General features: G+C 54.8%; 20 protein-coding genes. 9 read left to right on the forward strand and 11 right to left on the reverse strand.

From position 1 onward, the window contains the following. Position 1: 1 nt before the first annotated feature. From HMPREF3178_RS14790 to HMPREF3178_RS14815, 6 genes are all read right to left on the reverse strand, one after another. A complete protein-coding gene (locus HMPREF3178_RS14790; protein WP_001727696.1) occupies positions 2-727 on the reverse strand; it encodes a GntR family transcriptional regulator in 726 nt (241 codons plus the stop codon). An 84-nt stretch (positions 728-811) separates the two neighbouring features. Continuing rightward, positions 812-2,230: a YfcC family protein gene (locus tag HMPREF3178_RS14795; RefSeq protein WP_024273635.1), complete on the reverse strand. Its 1,419-nt coding sequence runs from the start codon at positions 2,228-2,230 to the stop codon at positions 812-814. 56 nt (positions 2,231-2,286) lie between these two features. Then, on the reverse strand, positions 2,287-3,852 hold the full coding sequence (locus HMPREF3178_RS14800; RefSeq protein WP_004108904.1) for an amidohydrolase: 1,566 nt from the start codon (positions 3,850-3,852) through the stop codon (positions 2,287-2,289). Between the two features lie 94 nt (positions 3,853-3,946). Continuing rightward, positions 3,947-4,777: a PfkB family carbohydrate kinase gene (locus HMPREF3178_RS14805; RefSeq protein ID WP_070585262.1), complete on the reverse strand. Its 831-nt coding sequence runs from the start codon at positions 4,775-4,777 to the stop codon at positions 3,947-3,949. A gap of 11 nt (positions 4,778-4,788) precedes the next feature. Next, on the reverse strand, positions 4,789-5,763 hold the full coding sequence (locus HMPREF3178_RS14810) for an SIS domain-containing protein (protein ID WP_004108909.1): 975 nt from the start codon (positions 5,761-5,763) through the stop codon (positions 4,789-4,791). 244 nt (positions 5,764-6,007) lie between these two features. Next, positions 6,008-6,460 carry a NanQ anomerase/TabA/YiaL family protein gene (locus HMPREF3178_RS14815; RefSeq protein WP_024273633.1) on the reverse strand — a complete coding sequence of 151 codons (453 nt, stop codon included), beginning with the start codon at positions 6,458-6,460 and terminating at the stop codon, positions 6,008-6,010. 193 nt (positions 6,461-6,653) lie between these two features. Here HMPREF3178_RS14815 and HMPREF3178_RS29980 point away from each other — a divergent pair, with 193 nt between their 5' ends. The 5 genes from HMPREF3178_RS29980 (at position 6,654) to ridA (ending at position 10,469) form a co-directional block, all read left to right on the forward strand. After that, complete coding sequence (locus tag HMPREF3178_RS29980; protein ID WP_077260121.1) at positions 6,654-6,758, forward strand: pyrBI operon leader peptide; 105 nt, start codon at positions 6,654-6,656, stop codon at positions 6,756-6,758. Positions 6,759-6,794: 36 nt separating this feature from the next. Further along, positions 6,795-7,730 carry an aspartate carbamoyltransferase gene (gene pyrB / locus HMPREF3178_RS14820; RefSeq protein ID WP_004108911.1) on the forward strand — a complete coding sequence of 312 codons (936 nt, stop codon included), beginning with the start codon at positions 6,795-6,797 and terminating at the stop codon, positions 7,728-7,730. Between the two features lie 12 nt (positions 7,731-7,742). Beyond that, positions 7,743-8,204, forward strand: coding sequence for an aspartate carbamoyltransferase regulatory subunit (gene pyrI, locus HMPREF3178_RS14825; protein ID WP_070585264.1), 462 nt, complete (start codon positions 7,743-7,745; stop codon positions 8,202-8,204). Positions 8,205-8,474: 270 nt separating this feature from the next. Next, positions 8,475-9,929 (forward strand): N-acetylglucosamine-binding protein GbpA, encoded by a 1,455-nt coding sequence (gene gbpA / locus HMPREF3178_RS14830; protein ID WP_064352001.1) that lies wholly within the window; start codon positions 8,475-8,477, stop codon positions 9,927-9,929. A gap of 153 nt (positions 9,930-10,082) precedes the next feature. Further along, positions 10,083-10,469, forward strand: coding sequence for a 2-iminobutanoate/2-iminopropanoate deaminase (gene ridA, locus HMPREF3178_RS14835; RefSeq protein WP_023320223.1), 387 nt, complete (start codon positions 10,083-10,085; stop codon positions 10,467-10,469). A gap of 67 nt (positions 10,470-10,536) precedes the next feature. On the opposite strand, the gene mgtA is transcribed toward ridA, so the two are convergent. Continuing rightward, complete coding sequence (gene mgtA, locus HMPREF3178_RS14840; RefSeq protein WP_023329150.1) at positions 10,537-13,245, reverse strand: magnesium-translocating P-type ATPase; 2,709 nt, start codon at positions 13,243-13,245, stop codon at positions 10,537-10,539. A 145-nt stretch (positions 13,246-13,390) separates the two neighbouring features. Beyond that, on the reverse strand, positions 13,391-13,444 hold the full coding sequence (gene mgtL, locus HMPREF3178_RS32210) for a mgtA regulatory leader peptide MgtL (RefSeq protein WP_139025212.1): 54 nt from the start codon (positions 13,442-13,444) through the stop codon (positions 13,391-13,393). Between the two features lie 180 nt (positions 13,445-13,624). On the opposite strand from mgtL, the gene treR reads away from it, so the two are divergent. The 3 genes from treR (at position 13,625) to treC (ending at position 17,829) form a co-directional block, all read left to right on the forward strand. Next, positions 13,625-14,572 carry a trehalose operon repressor TreR gene (treR, locus tag HMPREF3178_RS14845; protein ID WP_070585266.1) on the forward strand — a complete coding sequence of 316 codons (948 nt, stop codon included), beginning with the start codon at positions 13,625-13,627 and terminating at the stop codon, positions 14,570-14,572. Between the two features lie 128 nt (positions 14,573-14,700). Then, on the forward strand, positions 14,701-16,119 hold the full coding sequence (gene treB, locus HMPREF3178_RS14850; protein ID WP_004108948.1) for a PTS trehalose transporter subunit IIBC: 1,419 nt from the start codon (positions 14,701-14,703) through the stop codon (positions 16,117-16,119). A gap of 54 nt (positions 16,120-16,173) precedes the next feature. Next, complete coding sequence (gene treC / locus HMPREF3178_RS14855; protein WP_004117526.1) at positions 16,174-17,829, forward strand: alpha,alpha-phosphotrehalase; 1,656 nt, start codon at positions 16,174-16,176, stop codon at positions 17,827-17,829. Between the two features lie 105 nt (positions 17,830-17,934). Here the strand turns inward: treC and celB are convergent, their stop codons facing one another. The 3 genes from celB to HMPREF3178_RS14870 form a co-directional block, all read right to left on the reverse strand. Beyond that, the gene (gene celB, locus HMPREF3178_RS14860) at positions 17,935-19,290 is read right to left on the reverse strand and encodes a PTS cellobiose transporter subunit IIC (RefSeq protein WP_070585268.1); all 1,356 of its coding nucleotides are present in this window, start codon (positions 19,288-19,290) and stop codon (positions 17,935-17,937) included. Between the two features lie 26 nt (positions 19,291-19,316). After that, the gene (locus HMPREF3178_RS14865; RefSeq protein WP_004117522.1) at positions 19,317-20,624 is read right to left on the reverse strand and encodes a 6-phospho-beta-glucosidase; all 1,308 of its coding nucleotides are present in this window, start codon (positions 20,622-20,624) and stop codon (positions 19,317-19,319) included. Between the two features lie 79 nt (positions 20,625-20,703). Next, on the reverse strand, positions 20,704-21,012 hold the full coding sequence (locus HMPREF3178_RS14870; protein WP_016809334.1) for a PTS sugar transporter subunit IIB: 309 nt from the start codon (positions 21,010-21,012) through the stop codon (positions 20,704-20,706). A gap of 259 nt (positions 21,013-21,271) precedes the next feature. On the opposite strand from HMPREF3178_RS14870, the gene HMPREF3178_RS14875 reads away from it, so the two are divergent. Further along, on the forward strand, positions 21,272-22,015 hold the full coding sequence (locus HMPREF3178_RS14875) for a MurR/RpiR family transcriptional regulator (protein ID WP_004108963.1): 744 nt from the start codon (positions 21,272-21,274) through the stop codon (positions 22,013-22,015). The last annotated feature ends 104 nt before the right edge of the window (positions 22,016-22,119 follow it).

The raw sequence follows: 22,119 nt of genomic DNA on the forward strand, positions 1-22,119 counted from the left end.
ATCAAAAACTAAACGTGTAACGCTCGGCGACAATATACTGTTCTCCATAGTGAATAGGCTGATGCTGGCTATCCAGAATCAGCGTTTTCATCAGGAATAACGGTTCGCCGGGCGGTTGCTGCAGCAGCGGTGCGTTGTCAGAATGCGCGCGCACCATCTCTACCGTCGTTTCACCCGCATAGGTAGGCACGATCGCGTATTTATCACGCAATAGCTGATAAAGCGACCCGCTGAGATCTTCCTGCTGTAAAAATCCTAATCGTTTCAGTGAGTAGTAATTATTCTCTAACATTAACGGCGCATCGCCAGCGATCCTGAGGCGTTGGATATAAAGCACGGAATCATCCCTCTCAAGCTCAAGAAGCTGACGCGCATTACGATAGTCCGGCAGAATCTCACGACGAGTCACTACGCTGTGGGTTGGTAGATGGTTAGCATCGCATGCGGCAGTAAAGCTAAGCAGGTGCACAACTTTACGCTCAATTTTAGGCAGACAGACAAAAGTCCCCTTCCCCTGCTTTTTCACCAAATAGCCTTCGGCTACCAGCTCTTTCACTGCGTTGCGCACCGTAATGCGGCTGATATTGTAAAGTTCGCTGAGCTCAATCTCGGTGGGGATTTTCTCTCCTTCAGCGAGTTTCCCGGACGAGATATCGCTGAGGATTTTATCTTTAAGCTGCCTGTATAACGGTACGGAAGTATTCTGTTGCAGTCCAAAATTCGACATAAAAGAGGTACCAGCACGGCCATTGATGCGAAGCAGGATTATAATCGAAGCGCGCAGATCAAACTACGACGGCGCGCATATCCCTTAGACCCAGGCCGAAATCGCAGCAAACACGGCGCTGACTATCCACAGCACCGGAAACAGCGGCGCAATCGCCTTTAACCACTGACCAAATCCAATGCGCGCAATAGACAGCCCGGCCAGCAATACACCACCGGTAGGAGAAACCAGGTTCGTCAGGCCATTGCCAAATTGATAAGCCATTACCATCGCCTCTTTATTGATACCCACTAAATCGCCTAATGGCGCCAGCACGGGCATAGTGAGCGCAGCCTCGCCCGAAGAGGAGGGGACAAAAAAGGTGATGACGTTATGCCCTAATAGCATCAGAGTGGTGAATGCGTACTGCGGCAACCCTTCCAGCATTTCCGACAAGCCAAAGAGCAACGTGTCGATAATTCGTCCGTTCTCCGCCACCACCAAAATACCGCGCGCGAGTCCTATCACTACGGCGGCGTAAACAAACTCTTTACACCCTTCGACAAAGCTGTCGGCCATCCCGCTAATACCCATGCGCCCGACGATCCCAGAAAATAGCCCCAGAGCCAGGAACACGGAGCCGATCTCAACCATGTACCAGCCACGCGTGATTAACCCCCATGAGATGATGGTCAGCGCCAGCACAAAAGCGATGATAATCACTCGATCGGCGATGGAAAAATGGACCGACGTATCCTGTATCGACAAAAACTGCTCACGGTTGCGGCAATCATTCTCATATACCGGCGACTTTTGTGGAGTGCGTTTAACACGATGTGCGTACCACATGGTGTAAGTCATCGCCAGCAATGTGAAGACCAGCCATGCGATGGCACGCAGCCAAAGCTGCGGATTTCCCTGAATACCCGCTACGCCCTGGGCAATGAGTACAGAGAACGGATTGGTCATTGCGCCAACATAGCCAATCTGGGTTCCCAGAAAAAGAATCAGGATCGCGGTCATTGAGTCATAACCCAGCGCGAACATGAGGGATATAAAGATCGCATAAAGAGGGATCACCTCCTCGCTCATACCAAAAGTTGCGCCCCCCAGGCTAAACAAGGTCATTGCGATAGGGATAACCAGAATCCCTTTACCAGCCAGACGTTCAGCCAGCGCCACCAGCCCCCGCTCAATAGCGCCAGTACGTAAAATAACGCCAAAAGCACCACCAACAATGAGTACAAACGCCACTACGTCGGCGGCCTTGATAATTCCCTCCATCGGCGCGGCCAGTACGGCGGCAATACCCTGACGTAAATCGCCCTCGCTGCTGACTTTTTCCAGCAGATGATAAGACCCCGGGATCACTAATGTTTTCGTTTCACCGCCGGGTAAAGTCACTGAGTGATAATCAAAACTGCCGCTGGGAATACACCATGTCAGCAGCGCTACTAATATAATAATGAAGAAAATCAGAGCGTAGCAGTGTGGCATCGCCCACTTTATTTTTGCAATACGCATAATCCGCCTCGGTAAGATGTTTATATTATGTTCGCCGTCATTCGGCATTTTTAGAGTCACAGAAGGTCATGGGTAATACGGCCATCCACCAGGGTCAGTACAACGGTGGAAGTCCGTAACTCATCATTCGGGCAGCTCAACAAATTACGGTCAAAAACCGCGATATCCGCACGTTTTCCCGGCTCAAGGCTACCGGTCATATCTTCCATGCCGTGATGTCGAGCACTATTCAGCGTCCAGGCCGTTAAGAGCTGCTGTCGCGTCATTCCGCGTTCGCGGTACCAGCCATTTACGGGTGAACCATCAGGGAACTGACGACAGCAGGCGGCATACATCGCGTCAGGAACAGAAGGAATAAACAGGGGCAGATCGGTACCAATAGTGACCGTTACGCCAGCCCCGAATAGTGCGGCATAATCGTAGAATTGCGCTTCGCGCTCTTCTCCATAGCGTTCGCGCATATAGGCTTCGGCTTCGCAGGGATTAAGGAGCAGAATTTGTGCATAAACTTCGGCAAAGAGGCCGAGCTCAGCCATTCTGGGAATATCGTTTGGATGCGGGCATTCCAGATCGCTCAGAGAATGTCTGATCACACTCTGCGGGTGACGCTGACGGCATTCGGCAAAAATATCTATACAGCGGCGAATTGCGGCATCGCCCTCCGCATTCATACAGCAGTTGAATCCACGAGCATCAGCCAGCAAAACCTGCTGGCGCAGGGCATCATAGTCAACGGGCCTTTCATTGTTCGTGCCGGGACGATCGGCATAGGGGTAAATCATATCGCCGGTATGATCGGCAATAACGCCATCGACCATAAATTTAAAACCATGAAACCGCAGCCATGGCGAATGAAAGCGGCGTCGGGCCTGTTCACCGAAAGCAAGATCGACAGGCGCAGATACGGGCTGAGAAACAATGCTCACCCTCAGCGACAGCGCATCCTCTTTTTCCAGTTCATCCCAGGCATTCATCAACCGCGGCGCATCGTTGAAACAAACGTCTTTTATCGCCGTGATTCCCTGTCCGGCAAGTCGGGTCATAAATGCCCGCATTTCTTTTTTTAACTGTGCGGTATCAGCCAGCATCTCATCCAATAATGCGATTCTCGCCTCCGCGCTGCACTCTTCAGCGGTAAAGCCATAAAGCTCCACGGCGGCACGGTTCATCCAGCAATAGCTTTTGTCATCGTTAATGGCGACAACCGGCCTCTGCGGGAAAGCGTCATCCAGTAACCTGGCATCAGGCACCGCTCCCCAACGGGCAACAGACCAGCCCCAGCCATAGAGGCTTTTCCCCTCAGGGAGAAGATTTTCTGCAGCCTGTAGTAGTTCAAGAGCATGATTACTGTCGCGGGCGGCATGGAGATCGACGCCACGCCGCATGCTCATATAGCCGGTAAAAAACGTGTGATTATCGCAAAATCCCGGACAAATCAGGCGATCGCCAAGTTCGATAAAGCGAGTACTTTCACCTCTCCAGGGTTGAATATCTTCCCCATTCGCTATCATCGCCGCGATAGCGCCATTTTTAATGACGACATATCCGCTAAATAGCTCATTTCTGGCAGCAGTAAAAATAGCATCAGAACGTAAAATCAAATCAGCAGCTTCACTATGCATATTTCTTTCCTCACGGAAAAAGCGCACGAATCCCCGTTTCCGCCCGGCAAGCGGACGGAAATCAGTACGGAAAAATGAGAGAGGGCGTTATAGGTTAGTAGTGAGTCCCGTAGCCAAACGCCCCTTCTTTCAGGCAAATTTGTGCCGAGAAAGCTGCTGCTTTTTGCAGGCTATTGGTAATCGCTTCGCGCTTGTTACCCGTAGGTTGGGCCAGAAAATGGCAAACGAAAGCGGTAATAAAAGCATCACCTGCGCCCATTGTATCGACTGGAGTGACGTAATCGGGCGCCTGCTGATACCAATCCTGCCCGTCAAATAAAATCGCGCCTTCATCCCCACGCGTCGCGCAGACAATGCGACTCCCGCTGGCCTGCGCCTGTTGCACAATTTCACGCGTTTGCGCCAGGCTGTAGTCAGCGCATGAGAAGAATGCGAAGTCGACGTAACGGCACAGCGGCAGCGCCTGCTCCAGTACAAAGTCATCTGAAAAATCGAAAGAGACAGGAATGTTGAGCTTGCGTAACTGAGGTAATTGCGTCTCCATGTAGCTGTAACAACCGCTATGGATCAGATCAAACTCACGCAGGTATTGCTCATGCTGAAAAATAAAATCCATCGAAGTTGTCTTACGAATCCCCCCGGCGTTCGAACCAAGAAATATCCGTTCTCCCTCTTCGATTTTCAGCTGCGCACAGCCGTTCTCCCCGGCCACCTGCAGACAGTGGGGCCACTTGACGCCAACTTTATCCAGCACCTGCATAACGTGCTCCGCAGAGGCATCATTACCAAAAATCCCCAGATAGGCCGCGTTGTGTCCCAACATGGCCGCATAAGCGGCAAAGTTCAACGCATTTCCACCGGGATACATGGTCTGAGTATGGGCGTATTTATCGACGACGTTATCGCCAATTCCAATCACATTCATCATAATTCCCCTTAGTATTCCACCAGCCCCATATAGCGGCGGGTATCCAATGGATGCTGACGAATGTCGGCAAGCGCAGAACGATATTCACACATGATGCTGTAAAACAGCACCGGGTTGAAAAACTCCACGACTGACGGAGGGAGAACCCCGATACCCAGTTCTTTAGCATCAACGACTTCCACTTTCTCTGCGTACTTGGTGAGGAAGACCAAAGCTCGCTCATCCATCGCCCGCGTACGGCCTTCGTTCATTAATAAAATAAACGGCGTCTCTTTATCCGTAACTTCGAAAGGCCCGTGAAAGTACTCACCGGAGTGAATAGGTGCGGCATGTAGCCATTGCATTTCCATTAGTGAGCAGATAGCAAAACCATAAGCATGGCCGTAAGAAGCTCCGCTGGAGAGGATATAGAAGAGTTTTTCATCCTGATATTTTTGGGCAAAACGCTGGCAGCGATCCGCAACCTGCTGACGGCCATGAGCAATGACGCCGTTAATTTGGGCCATTCCCTGTTGGAAATCAGCGTAATTATCGAAACCTTCAACCTGCTGCAGCGTATCAACGCACAGATTGAGGATAATCGCCATCGGATTATCGACCACATTGGTATCGTTACCCCAGGCATAGAGAATGTTGTGGCTGGCGTATTCGATCAGCTGTGCCTGAGCGTTGTGAGTCAGCGTAATAGTATGCGCTTGATGCTGCTGTGCAAGCTTAGCCGCAGCGACGGATTCTGGCGTGTTGCCCCCGTGCGAACAGACGATAACCAGCGAATTTACCCCCAACGTTTTTGGCGTCGCGTAGACAAACTCATTGGCGGTATACATGCCGACATGAAGCGTTGTCGCCTCGCTATCAAGAAAGTATTTAGCCGGATACATATCCACTAATGATCCGCCGCAGGCCACAAGGAACACCTGGCGGATTCCGCCTTTATCTTCTATCTCTTTCGCAACGGCATTAATTATTTCTTTAGTATTCATATAGTAATAACTCCACATCTCACTATTGATTGTTCAAATTAACGGAAACAACATTAATACGTTATATAACGTATTAATGAGATCGCCATCAAAATTTGCACAATGCGCGCGGTATGAGCATTTGGCTGAAGCATCAAATGAGAGGGAATAAGAAGTAAAAAATTGGGAATAGCTAGAAAAAACAAAGGCTAACAATGGTCACAAGACGACAATTGCTAGCCTTGGGTAAAAATACGCTCGTCAACTAAACCATCAGCATCTTCACAACCGCTTTGCGCACCTTCGCCGGTGCGCCAACCGCGCATAGCGGCTTATGCACTTCGCCGGGATAGAACACGACAAAGTCGCCTTCGCTGAGAATCACGGTTTTTTCCTGCGCCCCTTCAGCCAGGAAAGCGATGTCTTTATCCGCCAGCCAGTCGGTATCCGGCTCGCCGGCAGGGAGAACGCTAAAGGTCATGCCCTCCTGACCTTTCAATACAATCTGGATGTCCAGGTAGCGGGCGTGATACTCGGCGCGGCGGTCGGCCATCGGCTCGGTAGTATCTTCAGAAATGAGATAAAACAGATTGTTACCGTCAATATCATGTTTACCCAGCGGCGTCGCGTCGGTGACATGGGCTTTCACGTATTCAATAGCTTTGCGCAGAGGCTCCGGCAACCCGCTTTGCAGATGGTGAATATTTCCAACGATCATAGTAACCTCAAATGTAAAACAGCTTTTCATTTTCAGGTTTTATACCCCCCTTCTGACTGCCATACCACCACTTTTTACGGGTTTTTTGCGTTAACGCATGATTACCCAGGCAAACGTTTACCTGTTTGTGGATTAATCGCTTGATCCGAAAAATGAGCTGCGTATAATGCCACCCGTTTTGCCGGGAGGAATTATGGTTCAGTGTGTACGACATCGCGTCTTACCGCGTCTGAGAACAGACGCTGGCCTGCCGTTTTTCCTTTCCGTTGCATCCGTATTCGTAAAGCCCCTTATTTAAGGGGCTTTTTTTTTGCCCAGGCGTCAGGAGATAAACATGGCTAACCCGCTATTCCAAAAACATATCATTTCCATAAACGATCTCAGCCGCGAAGACCTTGAACTGGTACTGGCGACCGCTGCAAAACTGAAAGCAAATCCACAGCCGGAGCTGCTCAAGCATAAAGTGATTGCCAGCTGCTTTTTTGAAGCGTCGACCCGCACACGCCTGTCTTTTGAAACCGCCATGCACCGCCTGGGCGCCAGCGTGGTCGGTTTCTCAGACAGCAGCAACACCTCGCTGGGCAAAAAAGGCGAAACCCTGGCCGACACCATCTCGGTCATCAGCACCTACGTCGATGCTATCGTGATGCGCCACCCGCAGGAAGGCGCGGCGCGCCTGGCGACCGAGTTCTCCGGCGGTATTCCGGTACTCAACGCCGGCGATGGCGCTAACCAGCATCCGACGCAGACCCTGCTCGATCTCTTCACCATTCAGGAGACGCAGGGCCGTCTGGAAAATCTTAACGTGGCGATGGTCGGCGACCTGAAGTATGGCCGTACCGTCCACTCCCTGACGCAGGCGCTGGCGAAATTTAACGGCAATCGCTTCTACTTTATCGCGCCGGACGCGCTGGCCATGCCGCAGTACATTCTCGATATGCTCGACGAAAAAGGCATTGCCTGGAGCCTGCATAACGCGATTGAAGAGGTGATGGAAGAGGTGGACATTCTGTATATGACTCGCGTACAGAAAGAGCGTCTCGACCCGTCAGAATATGCCAACGTCAAGGCGCAGTTTGTTCTGCGCGCCGCCGACCTGGAAGGCGCCCGTGAGAATATGAAGGTGCTGCATCCGCTGCCGCGCATTGACGAAATTACCACCGATGTTGATAAAACGCCGCACGCCTGGTACTTCCAGCAGGCGGGCAACGGCATCTTCGCGCGCCAGGCGTTACTGGCGCTGGTACTGAATAGCGATCTGGCACTGTAAGGGGAAATAAAGATGACACACGACAATAAATTACAGGTAGAAGCCATCAAACGTGGCACCGTTATCGACCATATCCCGGCGCAGGTCGGTTTTAAGCTGCTGACGCTGTTCAAACTAACCGAAACGGATCAGCGCATCACCATCGGCCTGAACCTGCCGTCAGGCGAAATGGACCGTAAGGATTTAATCAAAATTGAGAACACCTTCCTGACCGATGAGCAGGTCAACCAGCTCTCTCTGTATGCGCCTCAGGCCACGGTGAACCGCATTGATGAGTATGAAGTCGTTGGTAAATCACGACCGAATCTGCCGGACCGTATCAATAACGTGCTGGTATGCCCGAACAGCAACTGCATCAGCCACGCCGAGCCGGTATCCTCCAGCTTTGCGGTGAAGAAACGTGAAAACGATATCGCGCTGAAGTGCAAATACTGTGAAAAAGAATTTTCACATCATGTCGTGCTGGCAAACTAAATTTATTAGCGTCATCAGGAGCAGCCCCGAAAAGGGGCCTGTTCCTGAAAGCATCATATACATTAAACGCGCGGCTGCCATTTCAATGTTCGTTTGAAAAGGCATCACTCTATCTCAGTTTATTATCATTTACGATCGTCTCACCTCATTGCTAAAATGAGTCATTATTTATATTCATCATTAAATATCATCGATATTGCTCCGGTATTTTTCGCTTTATACACTGCATAAACGCTTTCCAATAATTAATCATTGTTCACTGGATGAATTATGCAACTGAAGAAATTATCGATATATACCGCCGCATTATTATTTACCTCCTCGGCGTTGGCTCATGGCTACGTGGCGTTTCCGCCCAGTCGGGCCTATCAATGTAATACAGGCAAAAACAGCGACTGCGGTTCAGTACAGTGGGAGCCGCAAAGCGTTGAGCAAACGAGCGGTTTTCCTGAAGGCGCAATGCCGCCGGACGGTCAACTGGCCAGCGCGGGTAAAGCCAACTTCTCACAGCTTGATAGCCAGAGCCCGACTCGCTGGGCTAAAAGCGCAATAAAGAGCGGGGAAAATAACTTCATCTGGCACCATTCTGCTCCCCATAGAACCACCAACTGGCGTTATTACATAACCAAGCAGAACTGGGACCAAAATAAGCCGCTGACGCGCAGCGATTTTGAAAGTAAGCCCTTCTGTCAAATTGACGGTAACGGCATGACGCCGGCTATTGAGGTCACCCACTCATGTAATGTGCCAGAGCGTACCGGTTATCAGGTTATTTATGCAGTCTGGGAAATCGCCGATACGGCAAATAGTTTTTATCAGGCCATTGACGTCGATTTTGGCGGTACCGGCGATGACGCTGAGAACGGTTCCCTCTGGACAACGCAGCTTACCGGTCAGCTGAGCGGAAAAGATCTTCATGCTGGTGATAAAGTCATTGCCCATTTCTTTAATGCCAGCGGAGAGGTTCATTCGCTGCAAACGGAATTGACTATTGCCAGCGAAGCGCAAGGGAAATCCAGCCAATGGTCTTACGATTTGGCGGAAGTCATTAATACCGCACACCATGATAGCCTGCGTGCCGGAGTAAAAGACGACAGTGGCAACATTAATCCCATCTATGGCGTTAACCAGGTGTATGCGCCGCAAGGCAGCGCGTTGCAAAGCGTCACGCTGAGTTATAGCGAATCGCAAGCGGACGATACCGCGAAAGAATCCCTGAGCCTCAGCAACGTCGCCGCAACCCCCATCGAAAACGGCAAAGCAACGGTGACTTTCAACGCCGCGGCCAAAGGCGAGATGCATCTCATCGCCGTCGTCAGCGATCATGCGGGTGCAGAGAAAGGGAGTCTCCAGCAAACGATAGATAATCGCTCTCTGCCGTTATCGATTCCACTGACCAACGTTCAGGCAGGCCATCATATGCTGCGCTACTCAGCCAGTAATGCGCAGGGCGCCATCATCAGCCAGGGTGTGATCAACCTGATGCTGGAAGAGAAGAGCGAACCAACGCCAGCGCCTACCGGAAACTACGATTATACCTTCCCGGATAACCTGAAAAGCTATACGGCGGGAACGAAGGTCATGCAGCCTAAAAATGGCAAAGTGTACCAATGTCGTCCGTTCCCCTACAGCGGCTACTGCGTGCAGTGGAGCCAACACGCCAGCCAGTACGAGCCGGGGGTTGGCTCTGACTGGGCGATGGCCTGGACCGAAGTCGCCCAATAATTTCTCCCGGCGGCTCACGCCTTATGCGGATAGCGCCCTGCGTTATCCGCTTTTCTCCTTCGCAAAATGCGGCCTGCTTAATGATAAAGCAGCCAGCACTCTTTATAATGGCCCACGCCAGTCTGATTACATTTAAATATTTCAGGAGAACTCATGTCTAAAACTATCGCGACGGAAAATGCGCCAGCAGCCATCGGCCCGTACGTTCAGGGCGTTGATCTGGGTAACATGATCATCACTTCCGGGCAGATCCCTGTAGACCCGAAAACCGGCAGCGTGCCGGAAGAGGTTGCAGCTCAGGCGCGTCAGTCGCTGGAGAACGTGAAAGCTATCGTCGAAGCCGCGGGCCTGAAAGTGGGCGATATCGTTAAAACCACCGTTTTCGTGAAAGACCTCAACGATTTCGCAACCGTTAACGCTGCGTATGAAGCCTTCTTCACCGAGCACAACGCCACCTTCCCGGCGCGCTCCTGCGTAGAAGTGGCGCGTCTGCCGAAAGACGTGAAGATTGAGATTGAAGCGATCGCCATTCGCCGCTAATCATAGACAGTATGAACAAAGGCAGCCCGTGGCTGCCTTTGTTGTTTCTGCTCTTAAAGCGCCTCGCTCACTGCCAGCCGTAGCGACGGCTGTAAAAGCCCTTAACCATTTGGGTCAGGGTCATATAGCCCGCCAGGATAGCAATCAGCCACGGAAAGTAGCTTAACGGCAGCGCCTGAAGCTGTAGATACCCCGCCAGCGGCGAGAACGGCAGCGCTACCCCAACCACCATGACCAGCAGCGTCATCACGATCAGCGGCCAGGCCGCGCGGCTCTGGATAAAGGGGATCCGCCGCGTGCGGATCATATGCACGATCAGCGTCTGTGACAGCAGGCCCACCACAAACCAGCCGGACTGGAACAGGGTCTGATGTTCCGGCGTATTGGCGTGGAACACCCACCACATCAGGCAGAACGTCAGAATATCGAATATCGAACTGATCGGCCCAAAGAAGACCATAAAGCGCCCGAGATCCGCCGGGTTCCAGCGCTGAGGTTTACGGATCTGCTCATCGTCAACGTTATCAAACGGAATGGCGACCTGGGAGACATCGTACAGCAGATTCTGGATCAGCAGATGCAGCGGCAGCATCGGCAGGAACGGCAGGAAGGCGCTGGCCACCAGCACGCTGAACACGTTGCCGAAGTTGGAGCTGGCGGTCATTTTGATGTATTTGAGCATATTGGCGAAGGTCCGGCGGCCTTCAATAACCCCTTCTTCCAGTACCATCAGGCTCTTCTCCAGCAGGATGATATCCGCCGCTTCACGAGCAATGTCCACGGCGCCATCGACGGAAATACCGATATCCGCCGCGCGCAGCGCCGGGGCGTCGTTAATGCCGTCGCCCATAAATCCCACCACGTGTCCTTCGCGTTTCAGCAGAGTCACGATACGCTCTTTGTGCAGCGGCGCCAGGCGCGCAAACAGGGTGGTACGTTTTGCCAGCTCGGCCAGTTCATCATCGCTCAGCGCTTCAACCTGGCTGCCGATGACCACTTCACCCGCATCCAGACCTACTTCGTGGCAGACTTTGGCCGCCACCAGCTCGCTGTCTCCGGTCAGGATTTTGACCGTAATACCGCTGGCCTTCAGCGCTTTCAGCGCCGGGGCTGTGGTCTCTTTCGGCGGATCCAGAAAGGCGATATAGCCTTCAAGGATCAAGTCGGATTCATCCGCGCGCTGGTAGTCGCCTTCGCGGGCGGGCAGATACTTCGTCGCCACCGCCACCACGCGCAATCCCTGACGATTGAGGCTGTCGGTCACCCGACGGATGCGCCGCAGCATGGTGTCGTCCAGCGGTACGATGTCGCCGTTATAGCGCACCTGGGTCGAGACGTTGAGGATCTCCTGCAGCGCCCCTTTGCAGATCAGTTGATGAACGTTGCTCTGCTCCTGCACCACCACCGACATGCGGCGACGCTCAAAATCGAACGGGATCTCATCCACTTTCTGCCAGCGTTCCGCCAGCCCGCGCGCCGACTCCTGTTCAACGCCTTCCAGCACTGCGGTATCGAGCAGATTCTTCAGTCCGGTCTGATAGTGGCTGTTCAGCCAGGCCGTATGCAGCACGCGTTCGCTCACCTTGCCGGAGACATCGGTGTGGTTCTCCAGCACGATTTTATCCTGCGTCAGGGTACCGGTTTTATCGGTGCACAGAATGTCCATCGCGCCAAAGTTCTGTATCGCGTCGAGGTGCTTGACGATCACTTTCTGTTTTGACAGCTTCACCGCCCCGCGCGCCAGGGTCGAGGTGACGATCATCGGCAGCATCTCCGGGGTCAGGCCCACCGCGACGGAGAGCGCGAACAGCGCCGCCTCCCACCAGTCGCCTTTGGTATAGCCGTTAATCAGCAGCACAACCGGCGTCATCACCAGCATAAAGCGGATCAGCAGCATGCTGACCCGGCTGATCCCTTTCTGAAAGGCGTTCGGCTCGCTTTCCTGCTCGCTGACGCGGCCAGCCAGTTGACCAAACCAGGTACCGCCGCCGGTGGCGAAAACAATCGCCTGCGCCGAACCGCTCACCACGTTGGTGCCCATAAAGCACAGAGTGTCGCACTCCAGCGGGTTCGTCTGCAGCGGGTCGCGGGTACGGGCGACTTTTTCAACCGGCAGCGATTCACCGGTCAACGACGCCTGGGCGACAAACAGATCGCGCGCCTGAATAACGCGCAGATCTGCGGGGATCATGTCTCCCGCCGATAGCTTAACGATATCCCCCGGCACCAGCTGGTCGATGGGCAGCTCGCACCAGCGGCTTTCACCCTGCTCATTCACCACCCGCAGTACCGTCGCGGTATTGCTGACCATCGCCTTCAGGGCGTCCGCCGCTTTGGTCGAGCGGGCTTCCTGGATAAAGTTCAGCAGCGTGGAGATCCCCACCATCAGGGCGATGACCGCCGCGGCAAACAGATCTTCCGTCGAGTAGGAGACGATACCCAGGACGGTCAACAGCAGGTTGAAGGGATTGCGATAGCAGCTCCACAGATGCACCCACCAGGGTGACGGTTTCTGCGCCGGGATCTGGTTTTCGCCATACCGGGCGATTTTCTGCGCCACTTCGCCTGCATTGAGCCCTTCCGGATGGCTGGCGAAAGCGCGCCAGATTTCATTCTCATCCATTGCCGCGACGTTCAGGCACTGCTTGCCAAGAGAATCGGGGATTGGCGCGCTCGCCATATTGCGGGCATCAGGAAGCGGATCGCGCTGGACTAAACGATGCGGTAAATGGCGGCCAAGCTGGGCAAACAGCTGGCGGGTAAAATTTTTCAACATAAACGGTCCCTCCGCGCTCGCACGAGCGAACGCAGCGCTAACGACAGGCGCAAGTCAACCTTACCTGTCAGGCATGTTATTTTTATGGCAGGGACATCAAAGACATCGCTGCTTTACGCTTCCGGTAAAGCAGCGCTAAGCAGATTTACCGGAAAAAGTGGTAGCTCCATCGAGGATGAGGAGTGGGATCGGGGTCCATAAAATCTCCGGTAAATGAATACAAACGGCGCGAATTATAACGTCACCGATAATCTATTTGTGGCTATTATGGCGATGATACCCCCCGGCAACTAAACCAGACGTAAACCAGACTTTGCTCATTGTGGTTTCGTTGAGTAGCATTAGGCTCACTTTAAGCGGACTACAACGAGAACCCTGCATGCAAAACCGGCTGACCATCAAAGATATCGCGCGCTTAAGCGGCGTCGGGAAATCGACGGTATCGCGCGTGCTTAATAACGAAAGCGGCGTTAGCGAACGCACTCGCGAGCGAGTCGAAGCGGTGATGCAGCAGCACGGTTTTTCACCCTCTCGTTCTGCCAGGGCGATGCGCGGCCAGAGCGACAAAGTGGTGGCGATTATCGTCACGCGTCTGGATTCATTGTCGGAAAACCTTGCCGTCCAGACCATGCTGCCCGCCTTTTACGAGCAGGGCTACGATCCGATTATGATGGAAAGCCAGTTCTCCCCGGCGCTGGTAGAGGAGCATCTCGGCATGCTCGCCCGGCGCAATATCGACGGCGTGGTGCTGTTTGGTTTTACCGGCATCCATGAAGAGATGCTCACCCCGTGGCGGGAGACGCTGGTGCTGCTGGCCCGCGACGCGCCGGGCATCGCCTCCGTGTGCTATGACGATGAAGGGTCGATCAGGATGCTGATGCAGCGCCTGTACGATCGCGGGCATCGCCACATTAGCTTCCTCGGCGTTCCGCACAGCGACGTCACCACCGGGCAGCGCCGCCACCAGGCCTACCTCGATTTCTGCCGTCAAAAGCACCTCTCGCCCCTTGCCGCGCTGCCGGGCCTGGGCATGAAGCAGGGCTACGAAAACGTCGCCTGCCTGCTGTCGGCTGAAACCAGCGCGCTGGTCTGCGCCACCGACACCCTCGCGCTGGGGGCCAGCAAATATCTCCAGCAACAGGGTATCGATCATTTCCAGCTTGCCAGCGTCGGCAGCACGCCGCTGATGAAGTTTCTCCACCCGGAGATCCTGACCGTCGATCCCGGCTACGCCGAGTCCGGACGCCAGGCGGCTAAGCAGCTGATCGAGCAGATCGCCGGCAGTCGAGAGCCTCGTCAAATCGTCATTCCCGCCGTACTGAATTAAGCCAGTCTTAACGATTTATGTGATCTTCGCTGCGTTTCGGGAACGTTCCCATTTTGCAATTCAAACGGAGCGAGTAGGATCCGCTGCAAGTTAAATGCAACCTCTCCCCTCGGTCATGAGGCCTCATCATGAGTAAAGTAAATCAGCAGGACATCGATAAACTTATCGAACTGGTGGGCGGACGCGATAATATCGCCACCGTCAGCCACTGTATTACCCGTCTGCGCTTTGTGCTGAATAATCCAGCCATTGCCAAACCGAAAGAAATTGAACAACTACGCATGGTGAAGGGCTGCTTTACCAACGCCGGTCAGTTCCAGGTGGTGATCGGTACCGAGGTTGGCGACTACTATAAAGCGCTACTGGCGACCACCGGCCAGGCCAGCGCGGATAAAGAGCAGGCCAAAAAAGCCGCACGCCAGAATATGAAGTGGCATGAACAACTCATTTCACATTTCGCGGAGATCTTCTTCCCGCTGCTACCTGCGCTGATCAGCGGCGGCCTGATCTTAGGCTTCCGCAACGTGATCGGCGATCTGCCAATGAGCAACGGCCAGACGCTGGCGCAGATGCATCCGTCGCTGAAAACCCTTTATGACTTCCTGTGGCTGATTGGCGAGGCGATCTTCTTCTACCTGCCGGTGGGTATCTGCTGGTCTGCGGTAAAGAAAATAGGCGGCACGCCGATCCTCGGCATCGTGCTGGGCGTTACGTTAGTTTCTCCGCAGCTGATGAACGCCTACCTGCTGGGTCAGCAGGTGCCGGAGGTATGGAACTTCGGCCTGTTTACGATTGAGAAAGTCGGCTACCAGGCGCAGGTGATTCCGGCCTTGATGGCGGGGCTGGCGCTCGGCTTTATTGAAACGCGGTTGAAACGCATCGTGCCTGACTATCTTTACCTGGTGATCGTGCCGGTCTGTTCGCTGATCCTGGCGGTCTTCCTCGCGCACGCCTTTATCGGACCGGTTGGCCGCATGATTGGCGACGGCGTGGCCTGGGCCGTGCGTCATCTGTTAACCGGCAGCTTTGCGCCGATTGGCGCCGCGCTGTTCGGCTTCCTGTACGCCCCGCTGGTGATCACCGGAGTCCATCAGACCACGCTCGCCATCGATATGCAGATGATTCAAAGCATGGGCGGTACGCCGGTATGGCCGCTGATTGCGTTGTCCAACATCGCTCAGGCGTCGGCAGTGGTGGGGATAATCATCGCCAGCCGTAAACAGAACGAACGCGAAATCTCCGTTCCGGCCGCCATTTCCGCCTATCTCGGCGTGACGGAACCCGCTATGTACGGTATCAATCTGAAATACCGCTTCCCGATGCTTTGCGCGATGGTCGGCTCCGGTCTTGCCGGGCTGCTGTGCGGACTGAACGGTGTGATGGCCAACGGCATCGGCGTCGGTGGCCTGCCGGGCATTCTCTCTATTCAACCCACCTACTGGCAGGTTTACGCACTGGCGATGGCCATTGCCGTGATTGTGCCGATTGTCCTGACGACGGTCGTTTACCAACGCAAATTCCGCCAGGGCACCTTACAGATTGTCTGACATCTTATTTTCGGGGCGCGCTGTCGCCCCCCTCTTTTGTAGCAGGAACGCAATATGAATACCCTTCCCCTCTGGTGGCAAAACGGCGTTATTTATCAAATCTATCCGAAGAGTTTCCAGGATACGACCGGCACCGGTACCGGCGATCTGCGCGGCGTCACCTCTCGCCTCGACTATCTGCAAAAGCTTGGCGTTGACGCTATCTGGCTGACGCCGTTCTATGTCTCGCCGCAGGTGGATAACGGCTACGATGTGGCCAACTATACCGCTATCGACCCTGCCTACGGCACGCTGGACGATTTCGATGAGCTGGTGGCTCAGGCGAAGGCGCGAGGAATTCGTATCGTGCTGGATATGGTGCTGAACCACACTTCGACCGAGCATGCCTGGTTCCGGGAAGCGCTCAGCAAAGAGAGTCCGTATCGCCAGTTCTATATCTGGCGCGACGGCGAGCCGACCACCCCGCCGAACAACTGGCAATCTAAGTTTGGCGGCAACGCCTGGCAGTGGCACGCCGAAAGCGAGCAGTACTATCTGCATCTGTACGCCGTTGAGCAGGCGGATCTGAACTGGGAAAACCCTGCCGTGCGCGCAGAACTGAAAAAAGTCTGCGAATTTTGGGCCGATCGCGGCGTCGACGGCCTGCGCCTCGACGTGATCAATGTTATCTCCAAAGACCAGTCCTTCCCGTCCGATACCGCTGGCGATGGCCGCCGCTTTTATACCGACGGTCCGCGAGCGCACGAATTTTTGCAGGAGATGAGCCGCGATGTCTTCACCCCGCGAAATCTGATGACGGTGGGCGAAATGTCCTCCACCACGCTTGAACATTGCCAAAAATATGCGGCGCTCGACGGCAGCGAACTCTCGATGACCTTTAACTTCCACCATCTGAAGGTGGACTACCCCGGCGGAGAGAAGTGGACGCTGGCGCGACCGGATTTTGTGGCGTTGAAATCGCTGTTCAGGCACTGGCAGCAGGGAATGCACAATCGCGCCTGGAATGCGCTGTTCTGGTGTAACCACGATCAGCCGCGCATCGTCTCCCGTTTCGGTGATGAAGGGGAATACCGCGTCCCGGCGGCGAAAATGCTGGCGATGGTGCTGCACGGCATGCAGGGCACGCCCTATATTTATCAGGGCGAAGAGATTGGCATGACTAATCCGCACTTTACGCGCATCACCGATTATCGCGACGTTGAGAGCCACAACATGTATATCGAACGCGCGGCTCAGGGCCGGGACGCGGATGAACTGTTGGCGATTCTGGCCAGTAAATCGCGCGATAACAGCCGCACGCCCATGCAGTGGAACCGCGGTGAAAACGGCGGATTCACCGCAGGCGAGCCGTGGATTGCGCTGTGCGACAACTATCGCGAGATTAACGCCGAAGCAGCGCTGGCGGACCCGGAATCCGTGTTTTATGCCTATCAGCAGCTGATTGCGCTGCGCAAGAGCACGCCGGTGCTGACCTGGGGCGATTACCAGGACCTGCTGCCGGAACATCCGTCGCTGTGGTGCTACCGCCGTCAGTGGCAGGGACAAACGCTGGTCGTCGTGGCGAACCTGAGCCGCGAGTTCCAGCGCTGGCAGCCGGAAGCCATGAGTGGCGACTGGCGGACGCTCATGAGCAACTACGCGGAAGCGGCGAACCGCCCTGCCGATATGACCCTGCGCCCGTTTGAAGCGGTATGGTGGCTGCAGGCGTAACCCCCTCCCCGGCTTGCGCTACGCTTAGCCGGGCTACCGATTCACAGCCGTCTGCGGGCCGGTAGCCCGGGCAGGCGCGTCAAGCGCCGCCTCCGGGAATACGCTTTAAATACGGTCAGCCGCCGACAGCGTCGCGCTGGCCTCCGGCTGCGCGGACACCTGCTCTTCTTTCGCCTTCAGGCGATCCCATACCCGGAAGAACGGATAGTAGATCACCAGCGAGATCGCCAGGTTCACCACCTGCAGCACCGCGCCGGAAATATGCCCTCCGGTCGCCAGATAGCCGCTCATAAAAATAGGCGTGGTAAACGGTAGCGCAATCCCCGCCGGCTTCATTACCAGCCCGGTGGCCATCGCGGTATACGAGACAATCACCAGCAGGACCGGCGTCAAAATAAACGGCAGGAAAAAGTACGGGTTCATTACCAGCGGAATGCCGAATACCATCGGCTCGCTGATATTAAACAGCGCCCCCGGTGCGGCGATTTTCCCCAGCTGTTTCATCTGCTGGCTACGGCTGCGCAGCAGCATAAAAATCACCAGCCCCAGCAGCGCACCGGTACCGCCGGGCGCAATCCACAGATCATAAAACTGCTGGGTAATGATATGCGGGATCGGCAGTCCATTCTGAAACGCTTCCAGGTTTTCCGACATATTCGACAGCCAGACCGGGCGAATAAACACCAGCACAATGGTGTCGCCGTGCAGCCCCAGGGTCCACAGGATACCAATCAGGATCACCGAGATAATCATCCCCGGCAGCGAACCGCCGACGTGCGACATGGGAATACCGATAAGGGTGGTAATCATGCTATTGATATCGCCGAACGGCGAAGCTTCAACGATCAGGCGCAGCGCCAGCACCACGGCCAGCACGCAGAAACCGGGGATCAGGGCGAGAAAAGATTTCGCCACCGCGGGCGGTACGCCGTCCGGCATGCGGATCACCAGATTACGGCTGGCCACCAGGCGATAAATCTCTGTAGAGAGCAGCGAAATCACAATCGCCACAAACAGTCCCTGGCTGCCAATCATCCCCACCGGCAGCACGCCTTTGACGATTTGCGCCGCTGAACCGTCTGCCGGCGTAAAGAGCGTCACCTGGGGGATCGTCATCACAAACGCCACCAGCGACATCGCCCCGGCGCTTAGCGGATCCAGGGTGCGATATTTCTCCGCCAGCCGGTAGGCAATGCCGAAGGCGGAGAGCAGCGCCATGATGTCATAGGTCGCTTTGACCGGGTACAGCATCTTATCGCGCCAGGCATCGCCAAACACGCTGGCCATCAGCTCACCGTAACCAGGGATCGGCAGATAAGCGAATATCAGGAAAAACGAACCGATCAGCATAAACGGCATATTAAGGATAATGCCGTCACGTACCGACAGGACATGCTTCTGCCCGCCGATTTTCAGCGCGGCGGGCATGACATAGCGTTCAATAAATGAAGTACGAGACATAGTGGTATCCCCGAAGGCGGAAAAGTTTAGTTAAACTGCGTTAACCAGGGGCGGTTGATGGTTAACACCTCATCAAGCAGCGCCCGGGCATCGGTCACATTCCCGACCAGCGGGTTACTCACCAGCGCCAGCAGCGCGCTATCCCGGCAGCCGTGGACCGCGGCCTCAATCGTCAAGCGCTCGAAGGCTTTCACCTGTTGCGTCAGTCCGTTCATGATCGGCGGCAGCGCGCCAAAGGCCAGCGGTCGTGCGCCCTGCGCGTCAATAATGCTGTTAATTTCCACCACCGCATCATCATCGAAGCCGTGAATCGCGCCGTTGTTGCGGGTGTTGACGACCATCTCCTTGCCAAGATTGTTGTAGATGGCGTTAATCAGCTCCACCGCCACTTCGGAGTAGTACGCACCGCCGCGGAAGCTCAGCTGTTCGGGCTTTTCATCCAGATCGGGCCGGGCATAGATATCAAACAGCTCCTGTTCCACCTTCATCACCTGCTCTGCGCGGGTGCCTTTGGTTTTTGCCGCTTCAATCTCTTCCGCCAGCATCGCCGGCGTCAGCCAGTAATAGCGATGATAGGGACAGGGGATCGCCTTCAGGGCCCGCAGAAACTCCGCCGGCCACGGCAGCGATTGAATATTGTTCATCGAGAGCGATTGACCGTCACACAGCATGTCGATGACCTTGCTGGTCACCTCTTCCCGCCCCTGCATCACCTTGTGTACCCAGACCATATGATTCAGCCCGGCGAAGCTCAGCCGAACCTCCTCTTCTTTTGCGTCCAGCATTCCGGCAATCATATGCTGCATATTGATGGGCACGTTGCACAGGCCGATGATTTTGGCGCTGCTGTAGCGACTCACCGCTTCCGTCACAATCCCGGCCGGATTGGTAAAATTGAGGATAAAGGCATCGGGCGCCAGCGCTTCCACCTTGCGGGCAACCTGTAAAATCACCGGAATAGTGCGCAGCGCTTTGGCAAATCCGCCGACGCCGGTAGTTTCCTGGCCCAGCAGCTGATACTTCAGCCCCAGACGCTCATCCGCCGCCCGCGCCGCCAGCTGACCAACCCGCAGCTGAGTCAGCACAAATTTAGCGCCGCGAATGGCCTCATCCAGGCTGAAATGCACGCTGACCTTAACCTGTTCGAGGCCATGGCGCTTAAACATACGCTGGGTCAGCGCGGCGATAATCGCCACTTTCTCGCGCCCGGCGTCAACATCGACCAGCGCCAGCTCCGTGACCGGAATCTGCTGATGGCGAAGGATGATGCCTTCGATAAGTTCCGGCGTATAGCTGCTGCCGCCGCCGATTACAGCTATTTTCAATGCTTGCATAGTGGCCTCATTTTTGGCGTACAGATCCCCGCGCAAGGCCGCAGTGGCTTTGCGAAATGAACGCGTTGATGGGATAGCGTTAGTGGTTCAGCAGAGCGAGCGCTTTATCCAGTACGGCGGCCCCGCGCATCATGCCGTAATCCGCCATGTCGATCACCGCCACGGCTTTTCCGTGCGGGGCAGCAAGCTCCGTCAACCGGGCCGCTTCATATTTCACCTGCGGCCCCAGCAAAATCACGTCGGCATTGGGCAACTCGCGCTCAAACTCGGCGACGGGTACAGCGTAAATCTCCAGCGCCAGCGCGCGCTGTTGCGCCTCGGCTTTCATTTTGTTAACCAGCATGCTGGTGGACATTCCAGCGGCGCAGCACAGGACAATACGTGGCATAATTCCTCCCCATGGGTTTTGCTTGAGCGAGTGCTAAACAGGCACCATCGACTATAGGGCGAGGTGCGGGTACAGAAGAAGGCTATATGAAAATTTTTTTCACGTACGTGATCGAGGCGTTATTTTTCATCCTTATAATTGCCCATAAAAAGCCGAATCAGCAATAATCCCAGGCATTACGCGTGATTAAGTGGTATAAAAAGCCATCATTATTTGAAAAATATTTTCAATCTGGCGGTGGCAGAGAGAGGCTGAAAGCATGGATATCGTAGGACAGTTACAGGAAGGCATGACTCGCTTAAGCGCTCAGGAATCGAAGGTCGCGGCATTTATTCTGCAGAATTTAAGTTTTACCGCCAGCGCCTCGATTGATGAACTGGCGGCGCGCGCTGGCGTGAGCGCAGCCACGATTACCCGCTTTGCCCGCTCCGTAGGCTGCGAGGATATTCGTGATTTGCGTAAGCAGCTGGCGCAGGCTTGCGAACGGCGCACCGGTTGGCTAAACGAAGAGAGCGCCGCGCTGCCCGCCGCGTGGCGCGACAAATTAAGCCTGATTAGCACAAGTCTGGAACAACAGCTGGTAAGCACCCCCGAATCTACGCTGCAAAAGCTGCGCACGCGTCTGCAAAATGCCCGCGCCGTACACTGTTTCGCCCTTGGCGCACAGGATATTGCGCTGGCCACGCTGCTCCAGCACCAGTTGCTCTCCATCGGGATCGTGATGAATCTCTGCCAGGACAGCGCCCTGATGCGCATGATAGCCAGTACCCTTAGTGACGATCATCTTCTGCTGGTGCTGGCAACCGGCGAGGCCGATGCGATTTTGCAGGGCGCGACCCTGCTGGCCCGGGTACAAGAAGCGACAATTTTCGCCCTCACTCCCGCCGACCATTCATTAAGCAATATGGCCTCCGCGCTGCTGCCCCTGCCCGAGAATGCACAAGCCGCCCGCTACGCCCTGCTGCTGCTGGTCGACCTGCTTAACGACGCGCTGCTCGCCTGACGTTATCCCTATCGGGCCTGAATTTCCTGCGTTCAGGCCCCATTTTTGCTTATTTTATAAGCGGGTAAATTTACATTAAGCGCAAGCGCCCATCATTCCTGCTC

The sequence above is a fragment of the Klebsiella sp. HMSC09D12 genome, assembly GCF_001808475.1.
In the GTDB taxonomy this organism is placed as follows: domain Bacteria; phylum Pseudomonadota; class Gammaproteobacteria; order Enterobacterales; family Enterobacteriaceae; genus Klebsiella; species Klebsiella oxytoca.